Below are 12049 nucleotides of genomic sequence, written 5' to 3' on the forward strand. Positions count from 1 at the left end.
GCTAGACGAGGATAATTTGGCATTTGACAAGTGCACGCTGTTGAGTTCTCAAGGATCGGATGCTCCCACGACCCAGCCATCACAGCCAGGCCCGAAGGGCAACTTCTCTATCTTACCGATCTCGTTTCCGTTGTCAAGTCCGAGTTTTTCTCGGCCTGACCGTGGGAACGGATCAGCACCTTCATCCTGTTCACTCAGTGAGTGTCTGGGATTCGGGAGGTGTTAGCTGCTTGACGGGAGCCGGTCCGAGGACCTCCGCTCAACCGTTTGGGGCGAACAGGTAATAACTTACGTGGGTTCCGGGGATCGGGCAAATCTAGGCCGACCGCCGGGCGTGTCGCACTCCTGGCCCGACGGTTCCCTGCACTCTCCTGGCCTTGCGGTGCGTCACTCGACGGTCAGCGGCGTCGTCGTGACGTCGATGCTGCCGAAGGGGAAGGGACTGAAGACCGTCCACGACCCGGAGGTGAATCCCTCCATGGGGATCTGGAAGAACCAGACGTGGGAGACGACGATCGCGAGGCCCACAAGCGCCGCCACTCCGATGGCTGCTCGGTTCAGTGCCTTGAGGGCAGAGGCTTCGTCGCTCGCCTTCATCACGCGTCCCAGTGTGATCAGCACGATCGCGGCGATGCCGATGTAGATCAGGGGGCTGGGACGGAGCGCCAGATCGATGCACACGGGCGCCTGGTCGGTCGACTGTCCCTCCGAGTCGATGAAGCCGCCGCTCCCGTCGAAGCCACCAGGGCAATAGCTCCTGCTGGCGACCATGACTGAGGAGTACACGAAGACGGCGAGCAGTGCTGTGACCAGGACGCGGCGGATCTCCGCGATGATCGCGATGCCAGGGAGGCCTGTGGCGGCGGCCGTTGCCGGCGTGGTCGGTGCGAGCGACATGAGGGCCTCCTGGGGGGGTGGTCGTCTCATGATGGCGCAGCGGGTGGAAAGAGGAAAGAGCGCGGGTGCTGGCGCCCGCGATCGAACTCTCCCCTGCTTGCTGGAATATCGGTAGTGTTCGGCCAGAGCCTGAGCAGAAGGATGGCAAAGATGCCTGCAGCACCCCAGGGTTGGTACGCAGACCCGGAGCACCCCGCACAGCAGCAGCGCTGGTGGGACGGCACTCAATGGACGGTGCACACCGCACCCCTGGGGCAAGCGCCGACTGCGGCTGTCGCCGTGACCCCCGTCGATGCCGCTCCCGCCCAGGTGAAGTCCTCTCGGATGAAGGTCGTCCTCATAGTGGGAGCGGTGGTGCTCGCGATCCTCCTCCTCACCCGCAGCCTGGGCGTGATCATGATGCTCGCCGGGTTGGTGCTCTTCGTCGTCGCCATCTATGGGATCGTGCGTGGCTCGGCGAAGCTCTTTCGCGTGCGCTCGCGCGGAGCGGCATGGGCTGCTCTGGGGATCGCGTTCGTTCTGATGTTCGCGGGGTCCGGAGCGAACGCTGCCCTCGGCGGCCCTGGTTCGGACACCACGAGCTCAGGGTCGTCGGATGCCAAGCCGTTCGCGTCCGCGCAGACAGAGAAGCCGACCCCCTCTCCCAAGCCCACTACCTTCGAGGAGGTCGAAGAGTCGACGGTCGTTCCTTTCGAGCGGACGACGGCCGACGATCCGCAGCTCGACGTCGGACAGACCGCCATCACGACAGTCGGGGTCGACGGAACCAAGGTCACCACCTACCGCGTGACGTACGTCGATGGTGTGGAAGTGTCGCGCGAAGTCCTCGGCGAGGTCGTCACCGTAGCGCCGGTGAATGAGGTCACGTCGAACGGGACACGACAGCCTGCTCCCGCACCCGTGCCTCTGGTGCAGCCCGCCGCCGAGTGCCACTCGAGCTATGCCGGGGTGTGCGTGCCGATCGCGTCGGATGTGGACTGCGCGGGTGGGAGCGGGAACGGGCCGGCGTACGTGCGCGGGCCGCTGCAGGTGGTGGGGCCGGATGTGTACGACCTCGACCGCGACGGTGACGGGATCGCCTGCGACTGAGACAGGGCCTGCACTACCACCGCTCGATACGCTAGTCCTCAGCGGGGGCGGGACGCCTCGGGGATCGGGGCCACGGCCTCAGAGGGAGTGCGCAATGACGGGTGAGACCTTCTCTGAAGACGACTTCCGCAATCAGTGGAAAGAGCAGGCGGACGAGATCGGCCGCTTCAACCTCGCCATCTTCGGCAAGACCGGCGTCGGGAAGTCGACACTGATCAACGCGATCTTCGGCGAGGAGGTCGCTCCCACCGGAGTCGGCGAGCCCGTCACGATGGACGAGCATCTCTACATCCACCGTTCCGGCTTCCTCGGTCTGCTCGACACCCGTGGGCTCGAGATCGGCAAGGACACCGATGAGCTGATCAGCGAACTCGGCGAGTACCTGAAGAAGATGCGCCGGCAGCCGCTCTCTGAGCAGATCCACGTCGCCTGGTACTGCGTCCGGGCGACGGACCGGCGGTTCGAGGACACCGAAGCAGAGTTCATCCGCCGGCTGCACGACCTCGGCCTGCCCGTCGTCGCCGTCCTGACGCAGGTGCCGTCGCGGAACGGCGAGTATCACGCCGACGCTCTGACCCTGGCGGATCACATCGCCGGGCTCGACCTGCCGATCGTGGGCGGTCGTCCGATCCTGGTGATGTCGACGGCGGATGAGTTCACCGGTCAGGTGCAGCACGGGCTCACGGAGCTCGTGGATGCCACGTTTCGCGCTGCTCCCGAGGGTGTTGAAGCAGCGTTCGCTGCCGCCCAGAAAGTCGATCTGGCAAGAAAGCGCAAGCAAGCTCAAACAGCTGTCCGCGCGGCTGCCACGGCGGCGTTGACGGTCGGAGCTATTCCGATCCCCGTTGCGGACGCCGGTGTGCTCATCCCCATTCAGCTCGGGATGATGGCGAGGGTGGCGGCGATCTACGGTGTCAGAGTCGAGACCGCCACGATCGCAGCGACCGCGGCAACAGTCGCCGTCTCGGCGGCAGGACGAAGCGCCGTCGCCGGCCTCCTGAAGTTCATCCCCGGAGCCGGAACCGTGGTGGGCGGCGTGATCTCGGGCACCGTCGCCAGCACGTTCACCCTGGCGATCGGCTACGCGTGGGCGGTGGTCTGCGGTGAGCTCACGCAGGGTCGACTGCGAGGCGTCGACGGGGCGCTCGACAGCGACCTGGTTCGCGAGCTGTTCCAGACGCAGGTCGGCGTGTGGTTCAAGAAGGTGAGTGGCGGGCGGGGCTGAACGGCGGTCCGTTGCCTCGGCCAGATCTACCCGGCCCAACTCCGCCGCGACGACGCCGGCGCGCACCTCCACACCGCATCGCCAGTAGGCGTCACATGACGCGCTAGAGCGGTCACCCCTCTACCAGCGTCCGACCAAGATACGTCGACGCCGTGAGGGATAGGCCCGGTACTGGGCACTCGTCGATGAGGCCAAGTACTCCCGATCGCGAACCGACCCAATTGGCTACGTCGCTATCAACGAGGGTAATCAGGTCGTCGAACTTCTGAAGTTGGAGTGCGAGCCCAGTGGTGTTGCTGAAAACGGGTTCCCAGTGCGCGAGCCTGTTCCGGAAGTTGTTGAGCTTGGTCATTTGGTCATGGATGGGCCCGCGTCCCTTCCCAGGGAAGATTCCGCTGAGGATGGGGGTCCAGACGGTTGATTCTCGCTCTGCACGCGTCAGCGATGTCCAGAAGCCAAACATCAGATTGGCGATGATGTGGCCTGGGGTACCTTGAGGTGCGTCCTTCAGCGCACGCTCTAAGGCTTCGCGCGACTTCTTGTTCGAGAAACGCTGCTTACGACGAGTCTGCTCGATACCGTTTTCTACGGTCCAGAGCACGCTGTCTTTCTCGGTCCAGTCGGCCTGATGCGGCGTAAGTCGCTCTTCGTATCTGTTGCGGATCAGGACCTCGAAGTGTCCGACGTCTCGGAGACAGGCGGACGCGACCTCCGCGTTCCATTCGTAGAGCTCAAGGGCTGCTTGGACATCTCCTGAGGTGGCCGCCATGTAGACGCCGAGGCGGTGAGGCGAGAGCCATCGTTGAGCGGTCTGGTACGGCAGAGACATAGTTGCATCCTGGCAGAGAGTAGACCAGTACAAGAGAATCTGCGATAATGGAGCTTCCGGTGGTCTCGGACCTCTGGCCTAGCTAGGCACCATCCGGATTGAGATTATGGCCTGCGCCCCGTATCGGGGTCGCAGGCCTTCTTCGTCCCGGCCTGGCCAAGCGCATCCCGCACCCGGGCGCGTCCTTGGACGATCATCGTGGCAGAACAGTCCTGGTCGAGACAGAGCCTCACTGGCCATCGGCCCGCCTTCCCCGAGCCAGCCCAACCGCTGGTGTGCTTCTCGCCTTAGGCGAGAAGCACACCAACCGCTAGGAAGTGGCGCGGGTCTCGGCCGCGCCGAGACGGCGCAGCACGGCACGTTCGGCTTCCGTGTCGGAACTGAGATAGTCGCGCAGCACTCGACGGTATTCATCACTGGCGGCGCGCTTCTCCTTCTCCAACCCTGGGCCTCTGAACGGCAAGGTCGGACCATCGGCCGAGTCTGGCAGCGTCAGCACACCAACCCCATCCCAGGTGAGTAGCGCCTTTCCGACGGCGGTGGTGCGGTTGCAGGTGGCTGTGAGAAGTGCGTCCACGGCAACTCCGGCCGCACCTAGGGTGTCGGGTGTCGTGTCTTCGCCAAGGAGGTCACGGGTGAATTCGTGGCACCACCCCCAACGGGTTCTCAGGTCCAGCCACAAACCGCTGACCGCGCGTCGCGGCTCCATGATGATCAAGTCGTCAGATTCAGACCAAAAGGTGAGCAACCGGTCGTGCTGTGCGCGTTGCTCCTCGTCCCGGGCGATGCGGCCGATGTCCTCCGAGCTGTAGTGGTTCAGCAGGCGACCGACCTCGAGGAAGGCGGTCGCTAGTTCTTCTACACGCGGCCGCATGGCCGCGGCTTTCGCGAGCTCCCGGTCTGTCAATGCCTGCCGGCTTGCGAGCTCGACGTCGTGGCGTAGTTGGCCACGGAGGATGTAGAAGGCGACGCCGGCCGCAAGCGCGGCTCCAATGAGGGTTGTGACGAAGTCCACGGAGGTCTGCGGGGCCACCAGTAAGCACCCGAACTCGACGATCCATGAAGGGGATGAGCAAGTCGTCATGCCCAGAAACTATCGCCCACGCACGACGTCTGCGCTGTGACCGGGTCTTACACGGCGAGCTTCGTCGAAGCTTAAGGGGCGCAGGCCGCGGTTCATGACTACGGCGTCGGCGTCATTGAGGCAACGTACTTGGTCGGGTTCCAGCAGGTTCCTGTTGCCCCCAGACCAGCTGCCAGACATGCCCGACTGCGGGACGCGTCCTTGGAGATGATCGTTTCTGCGCCGAACATCTCGGAGACCCTTCGTCTGTCCATGGTCCCTCTTCGGCAGCAGGACGAATTCGACACGCCGTGAACCCGTTGCGCGCTGATGGAACGTCTCGTTGTCAAACTTCGGAGCCGCACGGCTTCACGTACTTCACCCTCGTTATCCCTGACTTCTCCGCGACCTAAAGTTCCATTTCGCGGATCCACGAGAGGCTCTGGAGAAAGTCGGCTGTCCGGAGATCGGCTACTTCGCGCGCCAGGTGCTGCGCCTGGTTGACGGGTGGGTTCGACTAGGGGCGCGCACGGGAGCAGTCCGGCAGCGCTCGATGCGTCTCGGAAGCCGTCAATACGGGGGTGGTGCGATGGCTCGGCCGGCCGCGGTCCTATGCTTCCCCGGCGCGAGCCCGTCCACGGCGACGGGGCGGGCGAGGCCTGATGAGTGTGCAGTCGCTGGCACGCATCGCCGAAGCGCTCGATGTTGATGCCAGCGAGCTGCTGAAGTGCTTGATCAGCGCAAAGACCTGCAGGCAAGAGCTAGACGCGGGCTAATTGAGCTCTCCGACGTCGGCGAAATATCAGGACTCCGGTAGGCCGATACGGTAGGGAGCGAGTGACGCGGTGAGGGGCCGCGCACTCGTGAGAAGGAGACCCGATGACGCTCGCGCCTGCGAACCCTGACCACCTCACTCAGCGAGAGCTCGAGCAGGCCTTGTGGGGTGCTGCGAACGCACTGCGAGGACCGGTGGACCCGGGCGACTTCAAGGCGTACGTGTTCCCGGTGCTCTTCTACAAGTGGATCAGCGACGTCTACGACTTCCACCACGATCAGGCGCTCGACGACCTGGGCGACGAGTGGTCGCAGGAGTTCGAGGACGAGGATTACCAGACCTTCGTCATCCCCGACGGCGCGCACTGGGACGACACGTTCGAGGTCACGAGGAACAGCGGCAAGGCGCTGAACAAGGCCCTCGTCGCCATCCAGGAGGCGAACCCGGGCAAGCTCGCCGGCGTCTTCGGGGACGTGAACTGGTCCAACCAAGAGCGCATCCCGCAGTCCGCGCTCCGTGCGCTCATGCAGGTGTTCGACAAGCTAACCCTGGACCCCAACCACATCTCCGGCGACATGCTGGGCTCGGCGTACGAGTACCTGCTGCGGGAGTTCGCAGAGGCGTCGGGCAAGAAGGCCGGCGAGTTCTTCACCCCGCGGCACGTCGTGCACCTGCTCGTGAAGATCCTCGACCCCCAGGCCGGCGACTCCGTGTGCGATCCCGCCTGCGGCTCTGCAGGCATGCTCGTGGAGACAGCCGAAGCCGTGAAGCTAGCCGGCGGCAACCCCCGGTCGCTGTTCCTCTACGGCCAGGAGCAGAACCTCACCACCGCGGGCATCGCGCGGATGAACCTCTACCTGCACGGCGTGGAGGACTTCGAGATCAAGCGAGGCGACACGTTCCGCGAGCCCAAGCTCCTGGACGATGCGGGGCGCCTGCGGAAGTTCGACGTCGTGATCGCCAACCCACCGTTCTCGCTGGACAACTGGCCGGCATCCACCTGGGCGAAGGACAAGCACAAGCGGGCCCTGGGCGGCATCGTCCCGCCGGCGAAGAACGGCGACTGGGCGTGGATCCAGCACATGATCTCCACCATGAAGGAGTACACCGGCCGTGTGGGCGTCGTCATGCCGCACGGCGTGCTCTTCCGCGGCGGCCGCGAGGCCGAGATGCGGCAATGGGTGATCGAGCAGGACACGCTCGAGGCGGTCATCGGACTGCCGAACAACCTGTTCTACTCGACCTCCATCCCGGTCTGCCTGCTGATCTTCCGGGCGCAGAAGAGCGTCGAGCGCGAGAAGCACGTGCTGTTCATCGACGCACGGACGAAGTACAGCCCTGGCAAGAACCAGAACACCCTCAGCGACGACGACGTCGACGCGATCGATGCGGCCTACAAGCGCGGCGAGGACATCGACGGCGACGGCGGTCTCGCGCTGCAGTTGGTGCACCGCGACAAGATCCGCGAGTTCGACTACGACCTGAACGTCGGGCGGTACCTCCAGACAGAGACGAGGGCGGAGGCAGACGTAGATGCGGCGTTGGCCGCGCTGCGCGATGCGCAGGCAGCGACGGACTCTGCACGCGAGACGTTGGACCTGCGGCTGAAGGAGGCGGGCTTCGATGCGTGAGGGGTGGCGCGAGGTGACGCTGGGGTCTCTGGCTATCCGCCGGACTGACTTCACGCCTGTCGTCGCCGACCAGCTCTATCGGGTAGTCGGTGTCCAGCGGAGTGGTTGGGGTCTCGTCGATCGCGATCCCATGCGCGGGGACTCGATGAAGTTTGACAAGCTCATGGAGCTGCACGCTGATGATCTGGTTTACCGGACGATCACGGCATTCGAGGCGCCCAGCACGGTAGTCACCTCGGAGTTCGAGGGCGCCTTTGTCACTCCTCAGACGTTCCCTGTGTACTCACTCGACCGGTCCACGCTGCTGCCCGGCTATATGGCACTGCTCACGACCTCGCCGACGTTCCACGAGGACATGTCATCCCGCTGTGTAGGTACAGTCCTGCGCCGGAAGACGCTCAGCAAGGGCGCCTTCGAGTCCATCCCGATCGCACTCCCACCCCTCGTCGAGCAACGACGGGTCGTGGACCTGATCGCGGCCGTCGACGATGCGATCGAGGCGGCGGAGGGCGAGGCGCTGTCTGCTGCGCGCCTGCTCAATTCAGTGCTCGATGCCGCAGGTGCCACGACTATCGCCTCGATCGGATCTGTGGCGGCGATCTCGTCGGGTGCATCTTGGGTGAAGGCCGATGTTCAGTCGTCTGCAGACGCAGGGGATCCCGTTCTGACCATCGCCAACACGAAGCCCGACGGCACCGTGACCGGAGCCCCCACCTATGTGGCCGGTCTGAGCGCGAAGACAGGCAGACTCACAGCTTCTTCCATCGTCGCGATCCGAACGAACGGGAATCATGACAGGATCGGCAACGTTTACCGGGCGCCCGACGAATACCTTGGTGCCGCGGTATCCGCATTCCAGCTCATAGTGGAACCATTCATCCCCGAGGATTGCGCGTACCTCTACTGGATGATGCGACGGCCAATTTTCCAGTCAGAGATCACGAGGGCCGCATCCGGATCGACTGGGCTGGGCAACATCGCGGCGACGAAACTGCGCGAAATGACCATCGCGTGGCCCGAGGACGCGAATGACCGCACCGAGCGAGTGTTGACGTACGAAGAACTCGAGTCGAGCCGTGCCGCCGCCCGAGCTCACGCCGATGCCCTCCACACCCTCCGCAGCAACCTGCTCACCGTCCTGCTCTCTGGTGAGCACGAGATCCCCTCGAGCTACGACCAGTTCCTGAGCCTCGACGAGGAGGCTGCAGCATGACCGGGTACACCGAGAAAGGCACGGTTCAAGCCGCGCTCATCGATCTGCTGGTGAATGCCGGCTGGACGCACGTGGAGGGGAAGAACCTGCCGCGCACGACGCAGCAGGTCTTCATCGAGACGGACCTGCGTGACGCGATCGAGCGGCTGAACCCGGAGCTCGCAGGCCGCACGGACGCCGTGCTCGCGAAGGTGCGCCAGGTGGCGCTGTCGGCTGAGGCCGAGGGCCTGATGGTCGTGAACGAGGAGTTCACGCACCTGCTGCGCGGCGGTGGCACTGTGCTCATGCCGGACACAAACCACGACGAGCCGTTCCAGCTGCTGGACTTCGAGCAGCCGGAGAGCAACACGCTGCTGGTCTCCGACGAGGTCACGTACCGCGGCGCCCGGTTCGACCTGGTGCTGTGGATCAACGGCATCCCCGTGGTCGTCGGTGAGACCAAGACACCGGTGTCGGTGGTGAAGAGCTGGAAGGACGGCGCGAAGGACATCTACACCTCCTACGAGGAGCACCAGCCGGAGTTCTTCGTCCCGAACGTGCTCTCCTTCGCCACCGAGGGCAAGGACTTCCGTTACGCCGGTGTGCGCACCCCGCTCGACCACTGGCAGCGCTGGGGATCCAGCGCGTTGCCTGCGACCGTCGAAGGCTGGGGCCGGGTCGTGATGAGCGTCACCAGCCTCCTGGCACCGCAGGTGCTCCTGAACCTCATCGAGCACTACGCGATGTACGACCGCCAGGACGGCGGCTCAGGGCAGACCATCAAGCTGCTGCCGCGCTACTTCCAGTACGAGTCAGTGGAGAAGATCGTCGCCCGCGCGACCAGCGAGGCAGGCTCGCGAGGCCTGATCTATCACACGCAGGGATCGGGGAAGACGCTCACGATGTCGTGGGTGGCGACCCGGCTCTACTTCGACCCGCGGATGCACAACCCGACCATCGTCGCCGTGGCAGACCGCACACAGCTGGTCACCCAGACCTTCGCCCAGTTCGCTTCAGCAGGGGTGCCGGAGCCGGTGAAGGCCCAGAGCACCGCGGCGCTGCAGCAGGCTCTCCGAGATGGAGCGCGGGGCATCATCGCCACCACCGTCCACAAGTTCAAGGGGGCCGGCGTCCTCACCGAGCGGGAGAACGTCATCCTGCTGGTCGACGAGGCTCATCGCACGCAGGAGGGGTCGCTGGGCTCGGACATGCGAGCGGCCCTGCCGAACGCGCACCGGTTCGGATTCACCGGCACCCCGATCGCGGACCTGGACCGCAACACCTACCAGCTGTTCGGCGACGAGCGCGACCACGGCTGGGCGCTGGACACCTACGACTCGGACCGCTCGATCGCCGACGGCACGACCGTGCCGATGAGGGTGATCCCCAGGCCCGTCCGGTTCGACGTCGCCAAGGAGGAGCTGGACGCCGCGTTCGACGCGCTGGCGGACGAGGAGGAGCTCAGCGACACGCAGAAGGAATCCTTCGCGCGCCGGGTCGCCAACGCGAGGGCGATCTTCCACAACCCCGAGCGCATCCGCCAGGTCGCTGCCGACATCGTCGCGCACTTCTACGCCTCGATCGACCCGCACGGGATGAAGGCGCAGGTCGTCGTCGCCGACCAAGAGCTGTGCATCCTCTACGAGCAGGCGCTCCGGGCGCAGCTCGCACTGCAAGGCCGCGGTGATGAGGTAGCAGCGGTGATCTCCGCCACCGGCAAGACCGAGTTCGAGTCGTACAAGCTCTCTGAGGGCGAGGAAGAGGCGCTGCTGGACCGGTTCCGGGACGTCGACGACGACCTGAAGTTCCTGGTCGTGACCGCCAAGCTTGGCACCGGCTTCAACGCGCCCATCGAGGGTGTGCTGTATCTGGATAAGCCGATGAAGCTGCACACGCTGTTCCAGACCATCACCCGCACTAACAGGCCCTGGAGGCATCCGGGGACGGGGTTCACGAAGCGCTACGGCACGATCGTCGACTACGTCGGACTCGGCGGAGCGTTCGCGCGCGCGATCGCACCCAGCGATCCCGAGCATGCACAGCGGCAGATCGAGACTGACGCGCTGCTGCAGAGCCTGGATGCGGCGCTGAAGGAGATGCGGCGTCGGTTCGTGGGCATCACCCGCGACGGGTCGATGGACTCACTGCAGCAGGCCCTGGAACGGGTCCCGCAGGACAGCGCGGACCGGGCCGAGTACCGCGCCGAGTACCTGTACGCCCAGGGCCTGTGGGAAACCATCGCCCCCGACGAGCAGTTGTCGGACTGGGAGAGCGACTACCGCTGGTACGCGCAGGTGTATGCAGCCATCCCGAGCGAGGGTGATGAGGACGACATCCTCTGGGAGCGGCTCGGGCCGAAGACCCGCGAGCTCGTGCACGCGCACATGCGCAACGTCCGGGTCGACGACCGCAACATCGCCGTGGTGGTCGCTGACGCCGAGACCATCAAGAAGATGACCGACTCCGGTCAGCTGCCGCCCGTGCCGACCGAGTACGAGGGCAAGTCCGCGCAGGAGATCGTCGACTCCCTCACCGCGCGGATCCGCAAGAAGCTCGAAGGCGGCGGTGCGAACGTCGGCGCCTACAGTTCGATCGCCGAACGGCTGGACCAGCTACGACAGAGAGTGATATCCGACGCGGACGACTCAGTAGCTTGGCTCGTGAAGCTGTTCAGCGTCGCCACAGACCTGAAGACCGTGGAAGACGCCGAGGAGGAGGGCGTGCTGGCCGACCTGCCGGCCCCGAACGTGGGCATGCTCACCCGCATCTTCGATGAGCACAAGCCGGCCGGGATGACGGTAATGGTCAGCCAGATTGCCAAGGAGGTGGACCACCTAGTCAGTCACGCGGTGCACCCGCAGTGGACGTCGAAGGAGTCCTCTATGAAGGCCGTCAAACGCGAGCTCAACGCCCTATTCAAGAGGTACGCACTGCCACGCACGGGCGAGCCCATGGAGTCCGCGTGGAAGTACATCCTGAAGCACTACTGAGGGGGTTAAAGCTAATGCGGTGAACGCGATCCGAGAGGTGTATCAACGATCCGAGAGGTGTATCAATTCGCCGGGAGCGCTTGAGGAGGTCGGGTCGATCCACGCCGCCCGGGGACACGACCTCAACTACGCGGGCATCATCATCGAACCAGATCTCCGCTGGGACGCCACCGCGGGCCGGGCCGTTGCCGACCGCGAGAGTTCTCGCTACAAGAAGGGCAAGGAGAACTCCGGTCACCTCGAGAACGCATTCAGCGAGGACGACCTGCTGACCTTCATCCGCAACTTCTATGGGGTACTGCTCCTGCGGGGTATGCGCGGGACTTACGTCTACGTTTGCAACCTCGCGCTTCGGAAG

General features: G+C 64.8%; 8 protein-coding genes and 1 pseudogene. 6 read left to right on the forward strand and 3 right to left on the reverse strand.

Features of this window, described 5'->3' with window-relative positions:
- Nucleotides 1-387: 387 nt before the first annotated feature.
- Complete coding sequence (locus tag GLO27_RS17995) at nucleotides 388-897, reverse strand: hypothetical protein (protein ID WP_167256277.1); 510 nt, start codon at nucleotides 895-897, stop codon at nucleotides 388-390.
- 150 nt (nucleotides 898-1047) lie between these two features.
- On the opposite strand from GLO27_RS17995, the gene GLO27_RS18005 reads away from it, so the two are divergent.
- Together GLO27_RS18005 and GLO27_RS18010 are read left to right on the forward strand one after the other, a co-directional pair.
- On the forward strand, nucleotides 1048-1986 hold the full coding sequence (locus tag GLO27_RS18005; protein ID WP_208323968.1) for a G5 domain-containing protein: 939 nt from the start codon (nucleotides 1048-1050) through the stop codon (nucleotides 1984-1986).
- Between the two features lie 94 nt (nucleotides 1987-2080).
- Complete coding sequence (locus GLO27_RS18010; protein ID WP_167256279.1) at nucleotides 2081-3211, forward strand: GTPase; 1131 nt, start codon at nucleotides 2081-2083, stop codon at nucleotides 3209-3211.
- A gap of 112 nt (nucleotides 3212-3323) precedes the next feature.
- Here GLO27_RS18010 and GLO27_RS18015 read toward each other — a convergent pair whose 3' ends face one another.
- Together GLO27_RS18015 and GLO27_RS18020 are read right to left on the reverse strand one after the other, a co-directional pair.
- Nucleotides 3324-4040, reverse strand: a complete 717-nt coding sequence (locus tag GLO27_RS18015) for an Abi family protein (RefSeq protein ID WP_167256281.1) — start codon at nucleotides 4038-4040, stop codon at nucleotides 3324-3326.
- Between the two features lie 310 nt (nucleotides 4041-4350).
- Nucleotides 4351-5124, reverse strand: a complete 774-nt coding sequence (locus GLO27_RS18020; RefSeq protein ID WP_208323969.1) for a hypothetical protein — start codon at nucleotides 5122-5124, stop codon at nucleotides 4351-4353.
- 858 nt (nucleotides 5125-5982) lie between these two features.
- Between GLO27_RS18020 and GLO27_RS18025 the strand changes: the two genes are divergently transcribed.
- The 4 genes and pseudogenes from GLO27_RS18025 to GLO27_RS20170 form a co-directional block, all read left to right on the forward strand.
- Nucleotides 5983-7509 carry a class I SAM-dependent DNA methyltransferase gene (locus GLO27_RS18025; RefSeq protein ID WP_167256285.1) on the forward strand — a complete coding sequence of 509 codons (1527 nt, stop codon included), beginning with the start codon at nucleotides 5983-5985 and terminating at the stop codon, nucleotides 7507-7509.
- 145 nt (nucleotides 7510-7654) lie between these two features.
- On the forward strand, nucleotides 7655-8722 hold the full coding sequence (locus GLO27_RS18030; protein WP_167256287.1) for a hypothetical protein: 1068 nt from the start codon (nucleotides 7655-7657) through the stop codon (nucleotides 8720-8722).
- The gene (locus GLO27_RS18035) at nucleotides 8719-11691 is read left to right on the forward strand and encodes an HsdR family type I site-specific deoxyribonuclease (protein ID WP_167256289.1); all 2973 of its coding nucleotides are present in this window, start codon (nucleotides 8719-8721) and stop codon (nucleotides 11689-11691) included. Before GLO27_RS18030 ends, GLO27_RS18035 begins: the two co-directional genes overlap by 4 nt.
- A 37-nt stretch (nucleotides 11692-11728) precedes the next feature.
- Nucleotides 11729-12019 (forward strand): annotated as a pseudogene (locus GLO27_RS20170) (DNA/RNA helicase domain-containing protein); the annotation flags it as partial.
- Between the last annotated feature and the right edge of the window lie 30 nt (nucleotides 12020-12049).

The organism is Microbacterium sp. Be9 (assembly GCF_011754135.1).
In the GTDB taxonomy this organism is placed as follows: domain Bacteria; phylum Actinomycetota; class Actinomycetes; order Actinomycetales; family Microbacteriaceae; genus Microbacterium; species Microbacterium maritypicum_A.

Bases quoted from the DNA above. Each gene is read 5' to 3' on its own strand.
- GLO27_RS18015 (WP_167256281.1), bottom strand. From the start codon at position 4,040: ATGTCTCTGCCGTACCAGACCGCTCAACGATGGCTCTCGCCTCACCGC.
- GLO27_RS18010 (WP_167256279.1), top strand. From the start codon at position 2,081: ATGACGGGTGAGACCTTCTCTGAAGACGACTTCCGCAATCAGTGGAAA.
- GLO27_RS18005 (WP_208323968.1), top strand. From the start codon at position 1,048: ATGCCTGCAGCACCCCAGGGTTGGTACGCAGACCCGGAGCACCCCGCA.
- GLO27_RS18025 (WP_167256285.1), top strand. From the start codon at position 5,983: ATGACGCTCGCGCCTGCGAACCCTGACCACCTCACTCAGCGAGAGCTC.
- GLO27_RS18030 (WP_167256287.1), top strand. From the start codon at position 7,655: ATGAAGTTTGACAAGCTCATGGAGCTGCACGCTGATGATCTGGTTTAC.
- GLO27_RS18020 (WP_208323969.1), bottom strand. From the start codon at position 5,124: ATGACGACTTGCTCATCCCCTTCATGGATCGTCGAGTTCGGGTGCTTA.
- GLO27_RS18035 (WP_167256289.1), top strand. From the start codon at position 8,719: ATGACCGGGTACACCGAGAAAGGCACGGTTCAAGCCGCGCTCATCGAT.
- GLO27_RS17995 (WP_167256277.1), bottom strand. From the start codon at position 897: ATGTCGCTCGCACCGACCACGCCGGCAACGGCCGCCGCCACAGGCCTC.